The organism is Opitutia bacterium ISCC 52 (assembly GCA_014529675.2).
In the GTDB taxonomy this organism is placed as follows: Bacteria; Verrucomicrobiota; Verrucomicrobiia; order Opitutales; family UBA2995; genus UBA2995.
The window spans coordinates 2,762,303-2,785,646 of record CP076040.1 but is presented as its reverse complement, the minus strand read 5'-3'; the positions used below and the strand labels follow the sequence as shown (position 1 = coordinate 2,785,646).

At 49.0% G+C, this 23,344-nt stretch carries 18 protein-coding genes and 1 pseudogene; 9 read left to right on the top strand and 10 right to left on the bottom strand.

Going from position 1 to position 23,344, the window contains the following annotated elements; all coding sequences use genetic code 11:
• Window positions 1-73 precede the first annotated feature (73 nt).
• From GA003_11865 to GA003_11855, 3 genes are read right to left on the bottom strand one after another with little or no spacing between them, the layout of a single operon-like run.
• Entirely contained in the window at window positions 74-1,057 is a 984-nt protein-coding gene (locus tag GA003_11865) for a DNA polymerase III subunit gamma/tau (GenBank protein QXD26733.1), read from the bottom strand.
• Window positions 1,032-1,673, bottom strand: coding sequence for a dTMP kinase (gene tmk / locus GA003_11860; protein ID QXD26732.1), 642 nt, complete (start codon window positions 1,671-1,673; stop codon window positions 1,032-1,034). Before tmk ends, GA003_11865 begins: the two co-directional genes overlap by 26 nt.
• A complete protein-coding gene (locus GA003_11855) occupies window positions 1,673-2,791 on the bottom strand; it encodes a carbohydrate kinase family protein (GenBank protein QXD26731.1) in 1,119 nt (372 codons plus the stop codon). Before GA003_11855 ends, tmk begins: the two co-directional genes overlap by 1 nt.
• 187 nt (window positions 2,792-2,978) lie before the next feature.
• On the opposite strand from GA003_11855, the gene GA003_11850 reads away from it, so the two are divergent.
• The 4 genes from GA003_11850 to GA003_11835 all read left to right on the top strand — a co-directional run bounded on the left by GA003_11850 (window position 2,979) and on the right by GA003_11835 (window position 6,481).
• Window positions 2,979-3,674: a MotA/TolQ/ExbB proton channel family protein gene (locus GA003_11850; protein ID QXD26730.1), complete on the top strand. Its 696-nt coding sequence runs from the start codon at window positions 2,979-2,981 to the stop codon at window positions 3,672-3,674.
• 2 nt (window positions 3,675-3,676) lie between these two features.
• Window positions 3,677-4,093 carry a biopolymer transporter ExbD gene (locus GA003_11845; protein QXD26729.1) on the top strand — a complete coding sequence of 139 codons (417 nt, stop codon included), beginning with the start codon at window positions 3,677-3,679 and terminating at the stop codon, window positions 4,091-4,093.
• Window positions 4,094-4,097: 4 nt separating this feature from the next.
• On the top strand, window positions 4,098-4,964 hold the full coding sequence (locus GA003_11840) for a TonB family protein (protein ID QXD26728.1): 867 nt from the start codon (window positions 4,098-4,100) through the stop codon (window positions 4,962-4,964).
• A gap of 86 nt (window positions 4,965-5,050) precedes the next feature.
• Window positions 5,051-6,481, top strand: coding sequence for a sulfatase (locus GA003_11835; protein ID QXD26727.1), 1,431 nt, complete (start codon window positions 5,051-5,053; stop codon window positions 6,479-6,481).
• Window positions 6,482-6,581: 100 nt separating this feature from the next.
• On the opposite strand, the gene GA003_11830 is transcribed toward GA003_11835, so the two are convergent.
• The gene (locus GA003_11830) at window positions 6,582-7,553 is read right to left on the bottom strand and encodes a DUF3500 domain-containing protein (GenBank protein QXD30422.1); all 972 of its coding nucleotides are present in this window, start codon (window positions 7,551-7,553) and stop codon (window positions 6,582-6,584) included.
• 423 nt (window positions 7,554-7,976) lie between these two features.
• Here GA003_11830 and GA003_11825 point away from each other — a divergent pair, with 423 nt between their 5' ends.
• The 4 genes from GA003_11825 to GA003_11810 all read left to right on the top strand — a co-directional run bounded on the left by GA003_11825 (window position 7,977) and on the right by GA003_11810 (window position 12,931).
• Entirely contained in the window at window positions 7,977-8,147 is a 171-nt protein-coding gene (locus tag GA003_11825; GenBank protein QXD26726.1) for a hypothetical protein, read from the top strand.
• 227 nt (window positions 8,148-8,374) lie between these two features.
• Window positions 8,375-9,634 carry a DUF1552 domain-containing protein gene (locus tag GA003_11820; GenBank protein QXD26725.1) on the top strand — a complete coding sequence of 420 codons (1,260 nt, stop codon included), beginning with the start codon at window positions 8,375-8,377 and terminating at the stop codon, window positions 9,632-9,634.
• 4 nt (window positions 9,635-9,638) lie between these two features.
• A complete protein-coding gene (locus GA003_11815) occupies window positions 9,639-12,110 on the top strand; it encodes a DUF1592 domain-containing protein (protein QXD26724.1) in 2,472 nt (823 codons plus the stop codon).
• A 14-nt stretch (window positions 12,111-12,124) separates the two neighbouring features.
• Window positions 12,125-12,931 (top strand): hypothetical protein, encoded by an 807-nt coding sequence (locus GA003_11810; GenBank protein ID QXD26723.1) that lies wholly within the window; start codon window positions 12,125-12,127, stop codon window positions 12,929-12,931.
• Window positions 12,932-12,984: 53 nt separating this feature from the next.
• Here the strand turns inward: GA003_11810 and GA003_11805 are convergent, their stop codons facing one another.
• Window positions 12,985-14,319: a sulfatase-like hydrolase/transferase gene (locus GA003_11805; protein QXD26722.1), complete on the bottom strand. Its 1,335-nt coding sequence runs from the start codon at window positions 14,317-14,319 to the stop codon at window positions 12,985-12,987.
• A 116-nt stretch (window positions 14,320-14,435) separates the two neighbouring features.
• Between GA003_11805 and GA003_11800 the strand changes: the two are divergent.
• Window positions 14,436-14,976: pseudogene (locus tag GA003_11800) on the top strand (hypothetical protein).
• 508 nt (window positions 14,977-15,484) lie between these two features.
• On the opposite strand, the gene GA003_11795 reads toward GA003_11800, so the two are convergent.
• From GA003_11795 to GA003_11775, 5 genes are all read right to left on the bottom strand, one after another.
• Window positions 15,485-17,974, bottom strand: a complete 2,490-nt coding sequence (locus GA003_11795; GenBank protein ID QXD26721.1) for a DUF1592 domain-containing protein — start codon at window positions 17,972-17,974, stop codon at window positions 15,485-15,487.
• Window positions 17,971-19,254, bottom strand: coding sequence for a DUF1552 domain-containing protein (locus tag GA003_11790; GenBank protein QXD26720.1), 1,284 nt, complete (start codon window positions 19,252-19,254; stop codon window positions 17,971-17,973). The genes GA003_11795 and GA003_11790 overlap by 4 nt, the downstream gene beginning before the upstream one ends.
• Window positions 19,255-19,566: 312 nt before the next feature.
• Complete coding sequence (locus GA003_11785) at window positions 19,567-20,631, bottom strand: putative sulfate exporter family transporter (protein ID QXD26719.1); 1,065 nt, start codon at window positions 20,629-20,631, stop codon at window positions 19,567-19,569.
• An 11-nt stretch (window positions 20,632-20,642) separates the two neighbouring features.
• Window positions 20,643-21,899, bottom strand: coding sequence for a threonine synthase (locus GA003_11780; GenBank protein ID QXD26718.1), 1,257 nt, complete (start codon window positions 21,897-21,899; stop codon window positions 20,643-20,645).
• A 43-nt stretch (window positions 21,900-21,942) separates the two neighbouring features.
• On the bottom strand, window positions 21,943-23,310 hold the full coding sequence (locus tag GA003_11775; GenBank protein QXD26717.1) for an L-fucose/L-arabinose isomerase family protein: 1,368 nt from the start codon (window positions 23,308-23,310) through the stop codon (window positions 21,943-21,945).
• Window positions 23,311-23,344 lie beyond the last annotated feature (34 nt).

The following is a 23,344-nucleotide window of genomic DNA, read 5'->3' as shown; positions in this document are numbered from 1 at the left end:
ACGCTGACACCTGCGTGCCCTGCGAAGCTTAGGCGAAGTGGGGACACCCATTCTTTTCCTGCCTCAAGGTGGCCTACCTCGTCCAAATCCGCATGCAGGAGAGAAAATAATCTTCCAAGGCAGTTTCTTCTTTGAGGTTTACATTCAGGAGACCGATGACTTGTTCGAATTGCTGAACGCTATCCGTAAACTTAAGAGTGATATCTCCTTCTTTTTCACCTTTGAGATAGGGAGCCGCGGTTTCGCGTGTTTGATGCTCGATCTCTTTGAGCAGCTTGGCACGGATGCCTTTTGCGGACCCTTCTTTGGTGGCGTCCTTTTCTTCGTCGGACATGTCCTCAGGAAGTTTCTCTCGCTCAGTCTTCCAGTTTTCCGCAACCAACTCCGTGAGGATGGCACTAAAGCGAGCGATGAGTCCGTAGATCATCATGAAGCTGGCCGTGATTTTTTCCTTATCGGATTTCAAGTCGGTAAGTCTGTTAAGAAAATGGGAGTAGTCGTCGAGCCACTGTTTCCACGAAGCTGCGGAGGTGGGTTCGAAGGGGGCGGGGACGCGAAAATTGAAACAGCGACTGCGGATCGTATCGAGAAGCGAGTAGGGGCGAGTCGAAATCAGGACGATGGTCGTATCAAGCGGTGGCTCCTCTAAGGTTTTTAAAATGATATTGGCGCTCGCTGATTGAGAAGACGCTCCGAGTCGATCCGCTTCATAAACCACCACTACCTTGCGCTCAGCCTGGTGAGGCGATTGTTGAACTTGCCGAATGATTTCACGGGTATCTTCCGCGCGAATAGACCGGGCTTTTTTGGAAGGACGAAGCGGAAAGAAGTCGGGATGTTTTTCAACTTTATCAAAACGCTCGGGACCGCTTTGTGCATCGGCATTGATATCAAGGAGAACAGACGCCAATCCCAGTGCCAGCTCTTCCAGTAACGGATAGTGATCTCCGTGCAGAAGCATGGCATGGGGGAGTCGACCTTTTTCTAAAGAGCGTTCCAGTACTTCCGCGGGATTCGAGGAACGAAGGGGCTCAGTTAACGCGTTCTTTAATGCCATTCCAAATTGCTAGTTCGACTTCGTCGATCGATTGTTGTCCGTCGATAACGAGGAATCGATCCGTGTTTCGGGCTGCCAGGTCGAGGTAACCTTGGCGCACTGCTTTGTAGAAATCCATATGCTCCTGCTCCATTCGGTCGGGCGGCTCTGTGTTGCGCGACTGAATGCGACGAAATCCTTCCTCCGGGTCCAAGTCGATCAATACCGTGATATCGGGTAGGGTAGAGGCGATCGCAATCTTGTTGATGGCTTCAACGGTGTCCCCGTCAATAGCTCGTGCGATACCTTGGTAAACCGCAGTGGAGTCTAAGAAACGATCGCATATGACGACTTGCCCCTGCTCCAGCTTTGGTCTGATGAGTTCATCGACATGTTGAGCGCGGCTGGCAGCAAAGAGTAACAGTTCAGCGCGCGGCACCATGTTCTGGCCGCTTTCCGCATGTTTGAGCAGGTGCCGAATATCTTCACCAAGCGGCGTTCCTCCCGGCTCTCGACTGATGACTACCTTGCGATTGTTACTCTCCAATTTGGAGGTCAGCCGCTGAATCTGGGTTGTTTTCCCGGTGCCCTCGGAGCCTTCAAATGTAATGAACAATCCGTGTTCCGGGGCTGCCATTAATCGTCTTTCCAGTTTTGGATAAAGGTCTGAACCTTGGTCAGGCTGGGGCTTTCTCCGGTGCGGACGTAATGCCCACTAAAACTCACACCTACAGTCAGGCAGGCAAGCGGTGGGAAGCCAAGTAGCTGAGCGGTTGAGAATCCTGCGTTGAAATGGTCTCCGGCTCCGGTCGTAATTTTTGGTTTTTCCACATAAGGGCCAGCAATCCAGCAAGTATCTTCTTTGGTTGCGCAGGCTGCAGATTCTTTCGGGTGAATAACAACACAGCCTAAATTCAGCTCTTTACGAATATAGCTGGCCATCGACTTCAAGCCATCGGGATCGGCTTCGATCTCGGATTGACCGAGAATGCCGTAAACCTGATTTCCTTCCGCCAAATTTAATCCCAGAGTCACATCACCGTAATTTTGGAAGCGGGCAATCGTACGTAGGGCCGTTTCGATTTCAGCTTCCGGACGTTTTTCCGGATCCGCCAGATCGAAGAAATAGTGTTTGGTGTCACGGGGGGGGAGATTGGGAATGACATGGTCCAGCAGATCGCTGAACAGCTCTGTCATATTCGGAATCATCGTCCAGTTGACCATAGAGATTAGATCCTGTCTTGAAAGCAGATCGAAGAAGTCTCCTTCACTGATGTTCTTCAGGATGGCGTCGTAGGTGATGTCGTCCAGAGAGGTCATGGTTCCCAGCATGATTTTCCCATCAGAAAATTCGAGTGCATGGGTAATTCCGGGATCGGCTACGGTTACGGCATCGGTTTTTTGTGCGAATTCTGAAAAGACAGGACGTATGGCCTGTTCACCTAAAGCACCGATATAGCGGGTATTTGCTCCTCCATTCAAAAGCGCGTTGGCCATGATTGGGCCATTGCCACCCAATTTCTCATAATTGATGAAGAGTTCGACATTTCCGCTTTGTCCGGCAGCAGCGAGGATGCGATTGCCGAAATCTTCAATCGTTTCCATGCGCTCAAATTGGTCTCCCTGGCCATAGCGTTTATCTACCACCGAGGTGATGCGGTCGACGAATCCGTCAAAACCGACCAGGGCATTTTTGTGCTTAATTTCTGATCCGTGTTTGCTAAGCTGTTCTAACGTTAGAGCTTTGTGATCCATATGAATGGCTATTATTCGTAAGTTCTGTTCTGATGTCGTTGTACCATAAAACGGAAAATAATGGTCGTCGGCGAGCAAACGATAAAGAAAAAACTACCTTCGGTCGCATTTTACCTTTGAAGCCCGCGCATAATAGGTAAAAAGATAGTTGATCCTATTATTCAAAAAATAGTCCTCCCAACTGACTATGTTTCTAATCCTTGCCCAATCCAACGATTCAGGCCTCCTAACTTATTTTTTCCAGTCCAACGTGGCTGGGCGCTTGATCATCCTCGCTCTCGGGGTCTTCAGTGCCCTCGCCTGGACGGTCATGATCGGTAAGGCCATGGAGCTAAACCAGCTCTTCAAGCTAAACCAACGCTTCGAGGCGACCATCAACCAGGCACCGTCCTTGTTGCAATTGGCTCAGAAAAAGGCCTTCAACGAATCGATTCCCTATTCCGCATTGGTCAAGGCTGCGACGCAGTCCTACTTTCGAGCCGTCGAGCTTGAGTCCGATAAGAAGAATGCAGTCTCCCACGCCGAGAACGCGCTTCAGCGAGCGGTGGCCAACCAGAGCCTGAATTATGAGCGCAAAATGGTGTTGCTCGCCTCTATCGTGACGGGGGCTCCCTTCATGGGACTACTCGGAACCGTTTGGGGGGTGATGGACGCATTTGGTGCGATTGGCCTTGGGGCCAGCGCCAGTATTGCAAGTTTGGCACCTGGAGTTTCCGGAGCCTTACTCACTACCGTAGCCGGGTTGCTTGTGGCGATTCCCTCTGTATTCGGTTACAATTTCCTGCTCTCGCTCACCAAGAAGCGAGTCATTGAAATTGAAAATTTTGCCAGTACCGTCGCCGATCGAATTGAATTGGAAGACGCCGCTTCACGGAGCTACTGATTATGGCACGAAGTTTTCATAAGCGTGAGCGCATGACCGCATTGTCGGAGATCAATGTGACTCCGATGATCGATATGGCTTTCGCGTTGTTGATTATTTTCATGATCACCACGCCGCTGCTCGAGCAGTCCATTCAAGTAGATCTACCAATTGAGTCCGCCACAAGGACGCCTGCTGCTCCAGAGTCGAAATTTCAAACCATCTCGATTGATAAGGACGGCATTTATTACTGGAGCCAGGAACAGGTGACTTTCGAAGAATTGGAAAATCGTATCAAGTTGATGGCCCAGCAAAACGATCCTCCGGTGGTTCATTTGCGTGGCGATTTTAGCCTCCAATACCAAAAAATCATCGAAGTGATGGATTTAGTGAAACAAAGTAACCTTACGAAGATCAGTTTAGATACACGTGTGAAGTAAAACGATGACCCGATCGACATTCGACCCAACCACCAAGAAGGCAGCCCTGTTCTCAGGTCTGTTGCATATGTTTATGCTTCTTTTCCTGGTCTTGGGTGTGATCTTTTCCAGTCTGTTTGCCAAGGAAGAGAAGCCACATATCTTTGAAATGGTTGCGCTCCCGCCATCGACACAGATGACGGAGGAGATCAGCTTGGAGCCACTCCCGGAACTTTCTGTGGATATTCCCGAACCAGAGCCCATCGAGCTTCCGGAGCCTCCACCGCCCGAGCCCGAGCCCGAGCCGGTTCAGGAAACCCCTCCACCACCCAAACCTCAGCCAGTCATTAAGGAAACTCCTCCTCCGCCGGTGCCGGTTGAAGAGCCAAAGATAGAACCAAAGCCAGAGCCTAAACCAAAGCCTAAGCCCAAAATCATCTCTTTCGATGATTACGAAAAAGAGCATGGCAAAATCGAGGCACCTGACCTGAAAGAAATCCAGAAAGCTACACCGAAACCTCGACCGACCATTGATACTTCAGAATTTGAGAAGAAAATCCGCGATGCCGTGGGCAGTGTGCCAGAATTGGATGTGCTGACTACTGCGACCGCGAAGGATACTGATATCATGAAAGCTTGGCGTGCCATGTTGGCCGCAAGCCTGGACAAGTTGTGGAAGCAGATTGATACCAAGGGCCTGGGAGGAAAGGAAGTTACCGTAACCTTTTTTATCTCAGCAGGCGGTTCGATTTCTTCTGTCAAAGTGGTCCGATCTTCGGGCTTACCAAGATTAGATAGCCTGGCCGTTCAAACGGTTCAGCGTCTAGGCAGTTTTCAACGTCCTCCAAGTGGGAAGGGCGAGGCGGTTAATGTGCCTTTCAGGATAGATTAGGCACCATTCGATTTTGCTCTATGGAGATCCATAGTTGATCCCCGTGGAGAAGACTGATTAATACTCAGGTAACAAATCACCCAGCTATGAATCGAATTAAACTCTCTTGTCTTCTTCTCTTTGCGTTTAGCTTCACGTCTCTCTTTGGGGCGCAGCATGAAAACGAACGGCCAAATATCTTTTTTGCGATCGCCGATGATTGGGGTTGGCCCCATTCCAGCTCTTACGGAGATGCCGTTGTCAAAACACCGACCTTTGATAGTATTGCTGCCAACGGGGTGTTGTTTACCAACGCCTATATCTCATCTCCTTCCTGCACTCCGTCTCGGAATGCAATACTGACAGGGCAATACCATTGGCGATTGAAGTCGGGTGGCAATTTGTGGAGCCATTATCCGGAGGGATTTCAAAGCTATGTGCAGGCGTTGAAGGACGAGGGCTACTTTGTGGGTTCTTATCGCAAAGCCTTCGGCCCTGGGTCAGATGGTGGAAAAGAAGTAGCAGGTAAAAAGTTTGAGAGCCTGGATACTTTCCTGAAAGAACGTCCCAAAGATCAGCCCTTCTGTTTCTGGTTTGGAGCTTCGGATCCGCATCGGTCTTATATCTGGGAATCGGGTCTTCGCTCAGGCATGAAATTGGAAGATGTCGAGCTGCCTCCCTTTTACCCGGAGTCGGATATCATTCGTACCGATATTTTAGATTATTATTGGGAGGTACAACGTTTCGATCGCCAAGTAGGAGAGGCCTTGGCGCTGCTCGAGACCAAGGGATTGTCTGACAATACCATCGTAGTGATGACCGGGGATCACGGATTTCCCTTCCCGCGTGGTAAATCGAACCTGTACGATTACGGAGCGCGTGTGCCTCTAGCTATCAAGTGGCATGCCCAGGTACCCAAGAATCGGGTTGTGACAGATTTTGTAAGCACCACTGACCTGGCTCCTACCTTCCTTGAGGCAACGGGAATCGATATTCTCCCTGGCACGACCGGGCGTTCATTACTTCCTATCTTGCGCTCGAATGCCGAGGGTCGCGTTTCTGGAGATCGGGAGTTTGTCCTTACGGGAAAAGAAAGACATACCCTGGCTCAAAAAGATCATCCAGGGGGCACGCCTATGCGGGCTATTCGCACGGATGACTTTCTATATATCCACAACTTCAAGCCAGAACGATGGCCGGCAGGGCATCCGGAAGGAAGTTATCATGGGAAAAGCTTTATGGATATCGATGCCAGCCCGACCAAGAGCTACCTGGCAGATCACAAAGACGATCCGGATATGAAGATATACTGGCAATTGTCCATGGGGCTTCGTCCTGCTGATGAGCTTTATGATCTTCGCCTGGATCCTGGTCAATTGCACAATGTTGCTGACCGTACCGAATACGCGGATACGTTGAAGCGGTTGAAGGAGAAATTATTTTCAGAACTGAAGAGATATGATGATCCAAGAATGATCGGCGGTGCCGATGCTTTTGATGAGTATGAATATCTGGGCCGTTTGGTAAGGCAACCTTAGCTGACAAAGGGTAGGGGCGACCTCGCCGAGGGCGCCGTTTAGAATGATCACTTATCAATTCCCATAATCCACGGTCTATTCGACTGCGGCTACTTTATACTTACACGTGGTCTTTAATATGCATCCACGTATGGACATGTGGATCACCTCGGAAGAGCCAGATCATATTGGGGCCTTCGATTTGGAAAGTATCCCACACGCCGTCCTGGCCGATATCTTCGTCTTTGTAGAAACTTAAGTGCAGGTGAGCGAAGCCACTTTTCTCAATGAGTTTGAGTGACTCTTCACGATCTTCTTTGCGGAAAGGCGCGAGCATGTCGTCGAGGACCTTCCTCATCTCGGTTTTTTGATCGAAAGTAAGATCAGCCATACGTATTCCATCCAGTCCTTCTGTCTTGCCGGTGAGCTGCACGGTCTTCTTTCCGCGTTCGTTGCGTGAGAAATCGTTGAGTGCCTGTTTACGTTGTTTGCCATCCATCATCTGGTAAACGTCATTCACGCGTTTAGCCTGAAACCAATACGCATTTCCTGGATGGTGTGGTTTCTCGTTAAAGGATTGGGCGGCATGTCCATAAAAGATGGGGCCACCGAAGGCTGTCCCAGCTTCCGAGTCACCATCGCAACGACGAGTCGTATGACGACCGGTTAATACAAATTCAAATTTCCCGGTATTTGGCTCGCCGAAAATAGCAACCGAAGTTTCACCAAATCCTTGTCGACCGGCGTCATCCTCTACCTGCTTAAAGACATCTTTAGCGTATTCCTCGCTATGCATCTTCATGAAGATCTCTTTGATCATAGCCTGCTGGTCTTTGGTAAAGTCGTCCCCAACGCGGCTCTTTTTAACAATGAACCAATTATTCTCCACTTCGTGCTGAAGTTTGTGAGCATAAGGAAAGCACATGGCTTTGCGCTGTTTACTTGAGAGGGTATCGTAGAGTGTCTTAACTAAGGTTTCCGACTGGGGTAGGGGATTTTCGGCTCCCTGCAGCTGAGTCGTGATGGCTCCTATGGGAAGCAGAGAACCAGCCGCCGAGATGGTTGATTTTTTTAAAAACGAACGGCGTGACAATGGAGTACAGAGACCGCAAAATTCTGGGGCAGCTTTTTTCTTCATGAATTCAGGGTTTGGAGGAAATGATGACGTCAGTAAAATTACGACGGTTACTAAGTGTAACGACTAGATATCCCGTTTGGTTTCAGAATAGTATGCGAAATGACCTCTTGATTGCCAAGTGAAACAATATCTGACAGAGTTTGTTCTATAAACAAGGCAAGCCCTTCATTTAACCCTTATTCGTATGAACATGGTCTCATTTTTTCGTTTCGGACCGAAACCCTCTCTGTTGGCCTGTTTAGCCCTTTTGTGGATCGCCGGTTCTTTGAGTGCTGAATCCTTTCGGGTTAAAAACAAAATCGTCATCACCGGGATGAGCAAAGGGAAGGTGTATATGATCACTGGGAACCCAGACTGGAAAGACACAGTTTGGTTGATGTGTTGAACGATTCAGAGGCGGAAGGGCAGAAAGAAGCTTTTGGCTATCATCGTCCCTGGAAGTATTTAGATAACCCCTATAAAAAGGGTCCCTGGGCCAAGACCATGAGGACGAATCGATATCGTTTTACTCTTTGGACCACTGGAATTGAATCGGGCGAGCTTTTGTAATATGAACTCTATGACCACCACACGGATCCGGGAGAACAGCATAATATTGCACAGGATAGACCTGAACTGGTTCAGGTCCTGAGTCAGAGGATTAAGAAAGATGACTGATTAGACCTCATTTTGGAGCGCATCCTTAATTCCAGTCTTTCTGAACTATTACTCTTACCGAGGGACCATTTTAAAGTTGGTTTCTACCTGCATTTCATGGGATAGTTGAGAATTACCCTATGAAACATATTGACACATCTACCCTAAGTCGTCGGCATTTTCTTCGTGGTCTTGGTTTTGCTTTGGCGCTTCCTGCGTTCGAAAGTCTGAACACGGGGAGTTTGTCTGCATCATTGAATAAGCAACCTCGCAAGATGTTGTGCGTGGGCAGTCATTTGGGTTTTTGGCCAGGCGGTTTTTTTCCTAAGACAGCTGGCTTGGATTATGAGACGAGTTTGACACTGGGTGCTATTGATGAGCATCGAAGAGATTTCACCGTGTTTTCTCACCTGGATCATGATTTGAATGGAGGACACAAAGCGGTGCACGGCTTTTTGAGTGGGGTGAAAAAGAGTGAGGCGTCTGGCTTTGCTGAGAAGAATATGACCATCGACCAGGCTGCCGCCGAGTTTGTGGGAAGTGCAGCCCGTTATCCATCCATTACGGCTGGGCTAGGTGGGGGAACCGATATGTGTTGGACCCGTTCAGGGGTAAACATTCCTCCGGTCAATAATCCTGCCCGTCTTTTTGAAGCCCTGTTCGTGGATTCTAGCAAAGCGAGTCTTGCCAAAGAGCGCAGTCGACTGACCCATCGTTCAAGTGTACTGGATGCCCTGCGTGAATCCGCTCACAGCATGTCTCGAAAATTGAACGCACAGGATCGTGACAAACTCGACCAATATTTGACTTCGGTGCGTGACGTGGAACAACGGCTGCAGATGTCCAAGGAATGGCTCGATCGGCCCAAGCCGAAATCACCCATTGATCCGGTGCTCGATGAAGCACGGATGCATATTGAGGAATTGCCGCTCATGTACGATCTTTTGGTCCTGGCACTTCAGACGGACTCGACCCGCGTGGCTACTATGGAAATTCCCATGGGTTTCCAAACCAGTGAACTGGAGGTGAGTAGTTATCACGGCCTTTCGCATCATGGAAAAGGAGAGGAGCGCCTGGCGGAATTACAAATCGTGGAAGCCTATTTGATGGAGCAGTTCGGTTACCTCCTTAATCAACTTAAGGAGGCGCAGCTGTTTGACGAGACCTTGGTGGTTCTTGGGAGCGGTATGGGAAATGCCCATACGCACAGTAACAAAGACATTCCATTAATTCTGGCTGGAGGAGGCATCCAGCATCAAGGGCACCTGGTATGTCCGGAGGAGAAGGGGAAGCGTATCCCGTTATGCAATCTTTGGCTTTCTTCCCTACAGTGGTTTGGCTTGGAGATCGAGCGTTTCGGTCGAAGCACTGGAACCTTTTCGCCCATGAAACTCGTTTGATTCGATGAGGGCTTTTCGACATTTTGTTTTTTGTGTACTTCTGGTAGGCGCTTTTTCGGGGAGTTCCTTATTGGGCTATGAGCGGATCGAGTTTCTCGAGGAACACTGCATTTCCTGCCATGGGCCGAAAAAGCAAAAAGGCGACAGACGGTTTGATGATTTATCGGTTTCTGTTTCCGGCCTGGATGAGTTGGAGCGCTGGCAGGAAATCCTCGATATGCTGAATTTGGAGGACATGCCGCCTGAGGAAGAACCGCAACCCTCGGAGGATGATCGGGCCTCTATGATCGCGTCGACCACTGAGTTCGTGGCCACCGAGTTGGCCAAACTGGATGACGCCGGAGGCCACAGTGTTTTAAGAAGGCTCAACGCCTGGGAGTATCAGCAAACCATAGGTGATTTATTGGGGCTTAATGTGACAGCCTGGAATCCTGCAGCAGATTTTCCAGCTGAGGTAGTCGTCGATGGTTTCGATAACAATGGAGCTGAGCTGGTGACTTCGGGTATGTTGTTGGATAAATACTTCGTGGCTGCTGAAGAAGCGATCCGTCGAGCGACTCAATTCGGTAAGCGTCCAAAGACCAAACAATGGGCGCAATCGTCGCCTTTCTATTTTCAGGGAAAAGAAAATTCCGATTTGCCAAAGTTGTTTCAGGTAGACCGGTTTCGATTTATTCCAGAGGTGCCCTATACGGATTTGTACGGTCGCCACTATCGGGGCGGTCACATTGGATTTGAGCCCCTGACAAGAGGGGGTGTAGCTCATAGTGGTCTATACACCGTTCGGGTGAAGGCGGCTGCGGTAGATCGCTTTCATCCCTATGGCGATGCTTTGGATGATTTTCGCAATGGCGACCCCTTGGTGTTGGAGCTTATGGCTGTCGACCGGGAAGGAAGTGTAGAAAGTACTGGTAGTATTACGGAAGAGCGTTCGTTGGCTCGCGTGGAATTGACGAGTGCAGAGCCTGAGTGGCTTGAGTGGGATGTGTATTTGGAAGAAGGTTTCGAGCCGGAGGTCCGATTCCGTAATGGCACATTAGCCACAAAACGTTTAGTCAGAATTATTACTCAAAACGCCAGTGAACACCCAGAGGTGAAACCCTTCGCGGGCATGCCTGGGGGGAATGAAAAATCTCATGGTTTGTTGAAGGTATATCGCGGTCCCAAGTTACGCATTTGGGAAATACAAGTGGAGGGACCGCATATTGAAGAATGGCCGCGAAAGGGGCATAAGGTTTTGTACGGTGATTTTAAAGCCAATGAATTGAACAGTAACTCAATTGTTCATCGACTGCGGGTATTTGCCGAAACCGCCTTTCGACGACCCTTGGACGGCAACGAGATATTGCCGATCGAGTCGATGGTGTTGGCGAAGTTGAATGACGGACTGAAACCGTTGGAGGCATTGCAGTTAGGATTTCAAACCATTCTTTGTTCTCCCAGATTTATTTATCTTTCCGAGGGAGAAGGGGAATTGGATGAGTATGCCCTGGCTTCACGATTGTCTTACTTTCTTTGGTCTTCGGCTCCGGATGAGGAGCTGCTTGCTCAGGCGAGATCAGGACGCTTGAGTAATCCGAAAGCATTGCTGCGACAGACACGTCGAATGCTGAAGGATGATAAGTCTGATCGTTTTGTATCCGATTTTATAGGACGCTGGTTAGATTTGGACAATATTGGGGAGATGCCGGTCTCGGAAGATTTCCGAGTGTATCACCGGGACAATATTGAAGCCGCCATGATTGGAGAAACGGAAATGTTTTTCCGTAACGTGTTGGATGAGAACCTTCGCCCAAAGGAATTTCTTTCCGCAGATTATTCGTATCTTAATCGGGAGCTTGGATTACATTATGGCATTGAAGGGATCGAAGGTCATGAATTGCGCCGGACATCCTTAAAGGGGACTTCCCGAGGTGGTTTGCTGGGTCAGGGGCTCTTTCTCGTAGCTTCAGCCAATGGAGTGGATACCTCACCCGTTGTTCGTGGTATCTATGTATTGGAGAAGTTGTTGGGCTATTCTCCACCACCGCCGCCACCGGATGTGCCGGCTATCGAATCAGACATCCGAGGCGCCAGGACCATTCGCGAAGAACTTGCCAAACACCGTGAAGTTGCGACCTGTGCGGAGTGTCATCGTAAGATCGACCCGCTTGGCTTTGCCTTGGAAAATTATGATGCGGTAGGAGCCTGGCGTTCACACTATGAGAAACAATTAGAAATCGATGCTTCAGGTATGCTTCCGGATGGCAGTTCCTTCGATACCGTTTCTGAATTCAGAGCCTTGATGATTGAACGGGAAGATGAGTTTACCCGCGGTCTCGCTGAGAAGTTGCTAACCTACGCATTGGGTCGAAAATTGGATCTTGGCGACCGGCCCGTTCTCGATCGTATGCTAACAACTCTCAAGGAAGAACAAGGTGGGCTTAGGGATTTGGTAGAAGCCGTCGTGCTAAGTGAATCCTTTTCAAAGAACTGATGGTTATTCGTGGCATGAGATGGATTAGTTGTTGGATCATTGCTTGTTTGATTGTTGGAACTGCGGCTACAGGAAATGAAATAGGAGATCCTGTATTCCGGGAGACATTTGAAGTTCCCCAGGAAAATGGTCTTTATGAGCTTCTTATCAGCAAGGATCAGTTGGAGGTCGTTGAGAATCAAGGAGTCCACCATAGTCGAGCTTTGAAAACGACCTATGCAGGGTACGAACGAGGAAGCAAGCGTGTGACTGCCAGGTATAGGATGGGCGAGAGAGGGTTGGAATATACACTGAATTACGACGTGAAGTTTGATGCTGACTTTCAGTTCGTGAAAGGTGGCAAGCTCCATGGTTTGGGACCTGATGTGCCGATAACAGGTGGCAAGACCATGGAACCGGAAGGTTGGAGTGCACGAGTGACTTTTAAGGAAGAAGGGACAGTCAAATCCTACGTGTATTGTCAGAATAAGGACAGACAATATGGGGTCAGTGTTTACGCTCCGGATTTCAATTTTGAGAAGGATCGATACTATGCCATTTCGTTACACGTTAAATTAAATGAGGATCCTACTGAGGACGAAGGCTTCGCCCATGTTTATATAGATGGAAAATCCGTTATTCAGCATGATGATGTGCAGTTTCGAGCCGACGATGGAGAAGCGTCTTTAATAAGTACCTTTCTCTTCAGTACCTTCCATGGCGGTCATGAGCCTCATTGGGCGCCCCGTGATTCCCAAGGCAATTATACGGACGTGCATGCCTACTTTGATAATATTGCTGTTTATCGGGGAAAGCGGGTTCGGTCTAAGCTTGGAGAATAAGAAAACCGTTCCTGTTAAAATGAATCCTGCTATTGAGTCGCTTCGCTCCCGAATTAGCGTTTGACGTTTTGCATACCCGGCTTGGTTGCGATTACGGTGGTTGCGTTTCCGGCAAATTCATCTCCAGCTGGAATTTGACTCTTCAGATCTTCCAAAACAGCACTCAATTTCTTATAAGAGGCTTTGGCTTTATTTCCAGCTGACTTGAGGTCAATCGGATAAGCGTGCTGGGGATCTTGTACAAAATCGTAGAAGTATCCTCCTTCATACAGCTTAAATCGGATGTCTCTCGCAAAGTGCGACATATTCCCGCGTTTCTTGCCGTAGTAGCCCACATAGGCCCACGGATGAGGAGTGTAATTTTTATCGCCGGTTAAGCGTCCAGCGAAACTATGACCATCGAGTTGAAGCGTTTTGGGGAGTTTGGCTTGTCCTAGTTCTGTGAAGGTTGGAAGAAAGTCGGACAAATCAACGGGATCATTATAAACGGCTCCACTGACCCCACCTGCCGGATAACTCACTATCAGTGGGACTCGCATTCCCATTTCTACAAAGTTGCTTCCCTTTGCACCGGGCCAGTCTTGTTTACCCACACGGCCTCCAAGTATTTGTTTATTCGTTCCGTTATCCCCAATAAACAAAATGACCGTGTTGTCGCGAATTCCTAACGTTTCCAGGTGATCTACGACGCGACCCATAATTTTATCGGTATAAGCTACCATGCCCGCCATGCGGTCGAGTTCGGGTGACTCCATGGTCATGCCCGGGGGAGAATCGGGTGTCAGCTCAAAGGGATTATGAGTTAGAATCATCGGGTAGTAGCAGAAGAACGGCTCGTCTTTGTGGCGGGTGATAAAATCGAGCATAAAATTACTCACCACATCCGGTCCATATTCGCCATTTCCACCCGGAAGCACTTCTCCGTTTTGGATGAGCTCACCCACGTTGTTGTAGCGAGCTGATTTGTTTTCCAACCACCAGAGACAGTATTCATCAAAGCCAAAACCATCGATTAACTTACGATCACGTCCGAGCTGCCACTTGCCCGTGATGCAGGTCGCATAACCCGCGTCGCGCATTAAGTTTCCAAAGGTAGTTTCTCGAGGATCCAAAATACCAAAGCCTACATAATTGCGAAAACTATAGCGTCCGGTCATTACTTTCACACGTGTGGGTGTGCAGAGAGGCTGGGCAACACAATTAGTAAATCGAAGTCCCTCGGCGGCCAGTTTGTCTAGGACAGGTGTCTTGTAGGGAGCCCCTCCATTCGCACTGACGGTTTCATAACCCAGATCATCTGCCATCATCAGGATGATGTTCGGGCGCTCTGTAGCGGAAAATAAGCTGTTCAGGGCAAGCAGCAAGAGAATGAGAATTAGCTTTTTCATAGATAAACAGTTCCGGCGAAATCAGTGAAGGAATCTGACGGAGTAACTCTTAGATATCAATCCCTTATAGGCACTTGCTTGATCTCAGACTCGCAATCAGTTCAACTTCATCTTCTATGATCAAAACCTTCGAAGAAGCCTGTGAATTTGTATTCGAAAACAAGATCGTTTCAATTTTTGGAAGCAAAGGTTCTCCCCATCCTTCTCTCTGGGACAATGTAGATCTGTCGGAGGAAAAGCCCAAAGAGGGAGGTTGGAGTCCGAAGATCATTGCTGTGTGGACCTGGAAGAATGAGATTCCAAACACATTTCCAGATGAGTTCTTTTACGGCAAAATTCCAGGTGGCGACGCGGTGATAATGGATATGGAGTATCTGTGTGAGGAGCACTACCCAAACAATCATGTTCCAGTCTCCGAGCTGGATCCTTTGGTTCAAAGTATCTATGAATACATTCGGGTGGAGCCGTATTTCACTGGACCGCTTAGGAAGTTAGTGATGGCTGAGTATGGGTGCACAAAAAGTCGTTTCGACACGGCTCTTAAAAAAACTTCAGATCAGCTTGAATATCGCGCGATCCAATGACCCCAACTTGAAGAATGATCAATGGTTGATGTTCAGTGAGCTTTATTCGGAGATTGTGGAGCAGCATGGGTAGTTTAATTGAAGTAGCACAGGCATCTTGCTGAGCCTTATACATAACTTTTTATTGTTGTTTTGCCTCAGCTGTAGGAGGGGCTTTACGCCCCGATTGCTCGGACAGCTACCCAATAATCGCGGGATAAACCCGCTCCTACAGTGCAGAAACTTATAAATTGTAGGATGGGAGCTTGCTCCCGATTCAACTAACCCAAAAACAGCTAACTCGGGAGCAAACTCCCATCCTACATAGAATTTCGGCACTTAAAATTTAACGTGTCTATAAAAGCCAGATAGTTGTGTATAAGGATTTGGCATCTTGCCTGTGTTTGATGCAAAATGGTTATGAAACCACAAAATCCACAAAAGTAGTTAAAATCACGTTGATCTGATATCTATAGATTTCTTCCTGAAATTATAATTCTTGGTTCGAACATGAACCAGCGGTAGCGACATTTTGTGCCTTCTGTGCTTTTTGCGGTTCCTGAAAAATACAACTACAGTGAGGCCAGCGTCACTTTATTCCATCAAGGGCTCCCAAACGCTTCACTCGTGATCACTAGATAAACAAGGTCCCTGAATCCGTTTCCCTCTTCCGCTAAGGTATCGAGGATACGATCTACTTCTGGACGATCCGTAATTTCCAATCGTCGACCCAGTGCATAGGACAGCATTTTATTGGTGAGTGCCCGACTGAATAACTCCTGTTTGCCTAATATCGCGTTTTTGAATTCTACGATATTATTAAAAGATTCACCACTTGGGAGTTCTCCCGATGAATCAATTTCCAGCTTGTCTTCATATTGGTCGCGCCATTGTCCTACGGCATCAAAATTTTCCAGTGCGAATCCCAGTGGATCAATCTTACGGTGACAATCATAGCAGGTGGCCGTTTCACGATGCTTACTCAATTGCTCTCGAATGGAAGTCGCTCCGCGAACATCTGGATCCAAGGGTTCTACATCAGGAGGTGGTGGAGAGGGAGGTGTGCCGAGTAGATTTTCCAATAGCCAAACTCCACGAAGGACAGGTGAAGTATCTACTCCGTTCGCGGTGACGGTTAGTATGCTAGCCTGCCCCAGCAATCCTCCTCGTTTAGGATCACTAACTTCGACTTTTCGGAACTCGTCACCCTCAATGTCATCCCAGTCGTAAATGGTGGCCAATGCTTCGTTGGCGAAGGTGAAGTTGGAGTCGAGGAAGTGGGTGAGGCTCAAGTTCTCCTCCAGCATGTGCCTTGTATAGAGCTCGGTTTCCTTGCGCATAGCATCTTCCAGGTTCTCCGTATAGTAGAACTCAAACTTCCCTCTGTCGGGTGGGGCATCGCCTAGACTGCGCAAGGTCAACCAACTATCGAGAAACCCTGTAATAAATCGGTCTGAGCGTGAATCGGCCAACATGCGATCCATTTGCTCACGCAGAACGGAGGGACGGTTGATACGTTTTCGACGAGCTAAGTTGAGTAGCTCCTCGTCCGGCATGGATCCCCATAGGAAGTAGGAGAGTCTGGAAGCTAAACCGTAATTCGAGATTTGGTCAGCTTTTCTAGATTGAGTTTCCTCTTCCAGGTAAAGAAAGGCGGGTGAACATAGAACAGCTTTTAATCCATCCTTCATTGCTTCAAAGGGAGCGTGTCCTTTTGAGAGTCGGGCATCCACCACTCGTATCAAGCGATTGACTTCATCTTTTCGAGCTGGGCGTCTGTATGCACGTGTGGCAAATTCCTGGATTATATGGCAGGTATATTTCTTATTGAACGCGCGCTTCCCAATAATGGTCTTCCAGGTCTTGGTGGGCCATTCAGGGTAGAACGGTCCTTCCACCTGGACTTCATGGATTCTTATGTGGGGAATGCCACCATGCTTAACCGCAACTGCCATGTAATCCTCTTCCAGCTCTTCAGGGGGAACTCCGGGCGGAGGGTTCTTTTTGATCAGACCGGTTACCTCACGGAATGCAGGTCGGATATTCATCGATCCATTCAAATAGATAAACCGTGGTGCGAATCCCTTATCGAGCCAGGCGTCCGTTTCATACCAGGCAGGCCCATCGTCCGAGAGTGCGAATGTTCCCAGGTCTGGCGCAAAGGGTTGAGGGAGGTGAAGACTGCCGAAGCGCTGATGTGAAGGAATTACCTGGAGCATCATGGGCTCCTCCGGATCATTGATGACTTTCTTGCGGTCGAAGTTGTGAAAGCGGTTTACGGCTTCTGCCTGTATCCTGATTCTGTAAACGCCGCCTTCTGGAACCCCTTCAATAAAGTCGTATAGAGGTGCATAAGCTCCAAAGCGCCGAACTGTATTGGGAGCTTCGTAGATATTTAAATAGCGCTGACCGTGAGCAGTCATGTGGCGCTTGTTTAATTCGGACTGTTGTTCAAAGTCTTTATTGAAGACCCAGGACTGGGGTTCGGGTTTCTCTTGGAAAGGGAATGCTTTTTCTACAATTTTATCAGCCGCCTCAATGTATCGATTTAATAAATACCCGGAGGTGACGAGGGTGTCGCCCACATTGTCTTGATGTTCGACGAGTCGTTCTCCCGGGAAAGCTTCCGTGGGATCGAACATACTCATATCCATCTGGAATAGATCGGTTATGGTATTGAGGTACTCCCTGTGGTTGAGGCGACGCAGGACGGTTTCACCTCCCGTAAACGATTTGGATTCGAACGCATCTTTCACGGCCTCAGAGAGCCAATTAATAATGGCTTTTCTGTCGTCTGCGCTCGGTTGTGCCTCTTCTTCCGGTGGCATGTCACCCAGATTCATCAGATCCAGAATGTCCTGGAAATCTATGAGGGCATTGTCGTCAGCTATCGGATACGCCAACGAGTCAAAACGTCGGTCTCCTTTTTGCTTATCCGGTCCATGGCATTGGATGCAGTATTCTTTCAGGAAGGGTTGGATGTGAGCATTGAAGGAAGCTGCATCCAGCTTCGGCTCGTCTTCACGACCTTCAGCAAGCGGTAAGAAACTGCCGATCAGGCAGCCTAGTAGTAAACCAACTCTCAAGTTCATGCGACTTCCAGATCCGGAATGGTTCCGGTGCTTGTGCCAAAGAAATCCGTTTTAACTCCAAAGCGTTGCAGCATGGACAGGTAGAGGTTGCACAATGGAACCCGTTTGCTTCTTTCTTTCGGATAGCTCTTGTGTTCTCCCAGCTTGAATCCGCCGCCGGCCAGCATGATAGGGAGGTCTACGTTTACATGGGAATTGGCATTACCCATGCCACTTCCAAAAAGGATCATGCTATTATCAAACAGGCTTCCATTCGAGTCGGGCTCTTTAATCGATTTAAGCGTGTCGAAAAAGCGCGCCAGTTGTTGCATCTGGTAATACTCGATCTCTATCAGTTTTTCAATCTTGTCCGGCTTTTGGCCGTGATGCGACAGGAAGTGATATCCTGAAATGTAGCCGAAGAAAGAGGTGTCAAAACCCGTGCCGGCCATTTCGAAGGAAGCGACACGTGTGGAGTCCGTTTTGAGGGCAATGGCAATTAAATCGTAAAGCACTGGGATGTCTTCCACGAGGCTACGGTCTTCAGGAATTGAAAACGGAGCATCGGGTTTGGGGACTTTCGACCAGCGCTTGTCGAGTTCCAGGTTGGTCTCCACATCACGAACGGATGTGAAATATTCATCGAGTTTCTCTCGATCCTGGCCACTCAGGCGGTGTTCCAGGCTTTTTGCCTCTTCTCCAATGGCATCGAGGATTGAACCCCGAAGGTCGAAAGTGTCAGCGGCCTGCTCCTGTGCATGAGCACCTTCGTTGATAAACAATTTTCGAAATAGTTCTCGTGGGCCCGTAATCGGTGGCACGCGAACGCCAGTGCGTGTCCAGCACATGTGGCATCCTCCATGAAGTCCGTCTTCGGAGCCAATGGTCAGAGAGGGGAAGCGAGTTTCGGCCCCAACGTATTCAGCCGCTCGTTGATCGATGCTGATATTGCCTTCAGGCATACCCTTCGCATCTCCCATTTTGACGCCACTCAGGAATGAGTGAACCGAGAAGTGCCCGCCTTTGATATCGTGATCGAGGTGTGAGAATACCGTTAAGTCTTTCCGGTGCTTTTCCAGTGGAGAAAGCAGGTGGGTCATCTGGTAGTTCTTACCGGTTTCTTTCGGAAAGAATTTCTTCGGATACATGCCAAATGAGTTGCCCACACACACCATGCGCATGGGCGCTCCGGTGGAAGCCGTTGTTTTAGCGTTAGCTGCAGGTAAAGCAGATGAAACGGACTCCAGGGCAGGGAGCGCCAGAGTCGCAAATGAGGATTTTAGAAAAACGCGTCTATTCATAACGCTTACAGGTGTTTGTGGGTAGGTGCTGTAGGGTTATCTCCACGACGATATAAGTCTTCAAATAGGGTCCTCGTCAAGCGAAAGGGATATCGCTAAAGACTCTGCAGGGAATGTTATGTTCCTTTAGTAAAGAAGTATAACAAGGGCGTAGCTAACTAAGCCGACTAATATTGCGGCTGAAAAACCAATGCTCAAAGGTCTCCATCCAAGTACCTTCAGTTTGGATACGTTCGTGCCGAGACCTACTGCCGCAATGGCGGTTGAGAGGAGGAATATGGAAGTCGTGCTGCTGATATCAATAAAGGCAGTTCAGGTTTCTGGATGAAGAAGCCCAAATGGTTTCGAGCCCAGGTCACCAATCGACCGGAATGCTGCCAGGGCTATGAAACCGATGAGAAAGGTTGGAATCCACTGGCTCCACTTAAGCCAGGGGATCGGTACTTTTGCAGTTGAGACAACGGCTTGTCGTTTATAATGGACTAATGCCATGATTGGAATAACCAGTCCCATGAATAGATTGCGTACCAGTTTTGTGGTGGCGGCAATCTCAAGCGTTACGGGTGAATCGTAGTAGAGCTGATACATCAGAGCCACGCCGGCAACTTGTGAAGTATCATGAATGGCGGTTCCAAGAAAGAGGCCAATTTGTTCGGGATTACCGTTAAACAACCAATGGGCAAGAAAAGGGTAGGTAAATAACGCTGTCACACCAAAGAGGGTTATAACGGCTACTGAGTAACTGATCTCATCTTCGTCGGCCCGGGTCGCAGTTCCCGCCGCTATCACTGCAGATACACCACAAATACTGGTTCCAACTGCGATCAGGTTTCCCAGTCTCGATGGAACGTTTACCAGCTTGCTCAACCACGACACTGCAACAATGGCCACCAGAATACAGACAACGACGATGGGGAGAGCATTCAGTCCAATTTTTCCGACTGCCGAAATACTTAATTTCAGACCTAGCAGAGCGACCCCGAATCTCAGGATGAAGCGCAAGCAAAGTCGGAGCCCTTTTTCGTAGGCTTTGGGAAGACCAGCCAGGTTTCTAATGATAAGGCCTAGGACGACGGCTAGTAGCACTGGGCTCAATGGACTTCTTTCAAAACCCAAAGCTTGTTTGCCAATCCAATTCGCGAGAAAACTACCTGCTACCGCGAGCATCATGACCAGCACGACTCCAGGTGCCATAGTGCCGACCCAATGCAAGCTTCGATGCAGTGATCGTTGCCAATGCGTGGATAGAAACTGCTCTCCTGGTAGAGCCTCTACTGCCGCTGGGTCGTAGGCCGGTACTCCTTCCATGCTATCCAGAGATTGAATCTCCTCCGGGTCGAGAAAGATGTTGAATGGGCGGTTGGACTCGTTGCTCATGGCATAGATGGTTACGTTTGAGCAGTATTATTATCTAGAGCTTGGTAGTCAATGGGTTGATTACAATCGAGGGTGGCTTCTGCGGGAGGCATTTCGTATTTTAGTCCTGTAGCACAGTTGAATAGTACCGCTGAGTCATCGGGAGAAATGAGTCCTTTTTCAATGGATTGTTTGTAGGCTGCATAGGTCGCAGCTCCTTCTGGACAAAGGAGGAGTCCTTCTTCTTTGGAGACCTCTTCCAAACCTGCGGATATTGATTCGTCATCGACTGCGATGGCAAAACCTCCGCTTTCTCGAACAGCTCGCAGTATCAGGAAATCGCCTACGGCGACGGGCACACGTATGCCTGCAGCGACTGTGTGTGCGTCTTGCCAGAGCTCTGCATGTTCAGTCCCATCTTCATACGCTTTGACAATGGGGGCACAACCCGTTGCTTGCACCGCTACCATGCGTGGCAGCTTTCCTTTCAGCCAGCCAATCTCTTTAAGTTCATTGAAGGCTTTCCACATGCCGATGAGACCCGTGCCTCCTCCGGTTGGATAAAAAATGACATCCGGGACTTTCCAGCCTAACTGGTCTGCGAGTTCTAGCCCCATGGTTTTCTTCCCTTCAATCCGGTAAGGTTCCTTGAGCGTTGAAAAGTCAAACCAGCCCATGGCTTCTTTGCCTTCACCTACTATGCGCCCACAGTCGTTAATGAGGCCATTTACACTCCATACTTTGGCTCCCTGGACGGCGATCTCACGAACGTTTACCGTCGGTGTATCGTCAGGGCAGAAAATATAGTAGTCCATGCCAGCCCGACTTCCATAGGCGGCAAGAGCGGCCCCGGCGTTACCGTTGGTAGGCATGGCTACTTTTTTGAGGCCAAATTCTTTGGCCATGGAAACTGCCATGCAGAGGCCACGCGCTTTGAAGGAACCTGTTGGTAATCGTCCTTCGTCTTTAACCAACAGTTCACCGCTTCCGGTCGCCAACTTTTGGATGGGGATTATGGGAGTGTGGATTTCGCCCAGGCTGACAATATTCTCCTTCTTGCGCACAGGTAGAAACTCACGGTAACGCCAGAGGTCTGCTGGTCGTGTAGCGAGGTCCTCCTTCGTAACCGCATTCTGAATACCATTCAGATCGTATTTTACGAGAAGCGGTTTTCCGGCTTTGGAAAGGCCGTGAATGGTGTCGGCCTCATAGTGATCGCCTTCCATTCCACATTCGAGGTGCGAGACGAAGGTAGGGTGTTCGGTGGTAAGATTATCGTTGGTGGGCATGTAGGGGAGCTTTTGAGTCTAAGTGTTATCCTTGTAGATGGTTTCAGTCGTGCCAATGAATGCCAGCCACTCGGGCGAAACGTTTCAATTTGGCGGAGTGATTTCCAAAAAATACATTCAGGTGATGGGGCATGCCTGCATAACACATGTCTTCGAACCACTCATTGGGGTTTCGATTGAGCAGGCGTGCCTGGCCATTACTCATCATCAGCTTACGACGAGGTTTCTCGCTTATCGCATCACAGGAGCTTAGGTGATACTCGCCTTCGTATCTCCAAAGACGAAATAGGGTAAGAGGCCTATCAGCTTTGATTTCACCTTCCAGCACCGTGGGTTTTTGAATGTTAAAGTGCTTGGCGAGTTTTGCTGCACCCGGTTCGCCGGTGGGGGGGCAAAGTGAAGGGGGTGCAGCACCGACGTGCCAGAGAGTGATCGTTTCTTCATCGTGCTCAAGCCAGTCCGAAAGATAGCAGCGACCCATACCAAACATTTCTCCTATGAGAGCTCCGATCGCTCCATCGGCATCGCCCTCACAGGCAATGGCAAATCCTTCATCAGCCAAACGTGCCATTCCCAGATAGGGCCATTGACCAAATGTGTTGGGCATTTCGGGCCAGCAACGTACGCCCAGTGCGTCCAGGTTTTCCGTCTCAATGAAATGACACATAGCCAAGTAAAGACGGGAGGCCATGGGCAGGTCATCTTCCGAGGCGTCCTTGTATTCAAGCCCCAGTGCCTTCGCTTTTTCGACGTCCGCATTGACTGCTTCTTCAGGAATCTCCTTCACTACATTTTCGAATTCAATCAAACTGTAGGTTTGTAGTTGGACTCCCAGACTGCGATGCATGACGAAAGGATCGGTCGTCATTGAAAGAAAACCCGGAGCTTGTCCGCCGATTACACCGACTCGAGTATGACGAAGTTTATGGATGATCCCGGTAATTCGAACCGAGGTGTCCAACTTTTCCAGTGTCTCTTCAACCTCGGGGTCTCCTTTTAAAATTTCGAACGAGCGGCCCATTTGCCTGAGCGAGGTGGCCCAAACATGCGCTCCTACCAAAGAACAGGAGCTGATCATGTCTCCATTCTGGTTCTCTGGGGTTGCCCAAAATATGGGTGGATCTGGCCAGATCTGTGCCAGGGTTGGAGCCATGCGGCCGTCAGCCATTGTGGTTTGTAATAGAACGAGTGCTTGAACACCTGCTTCCTTACACTCGCCGACTACTTTTCTCAGAGATGCGTCATCTACTGCTTTCTCGGAAGGCTCAAAAACTTCAAAGGCCGATTGATTGACCGCTTCACGAACCTTCAGCTCCATAGCGGCACCCCATTCCATATCGAATCCCGGGCGTTTGCGTCCCAAAAAGAGAAGACCCAGCTTGATCGGGCTATCTGGTGTGTGAGCGCTCATGGTAGAGATGTCTATGCAGGTATTCAGATGATGG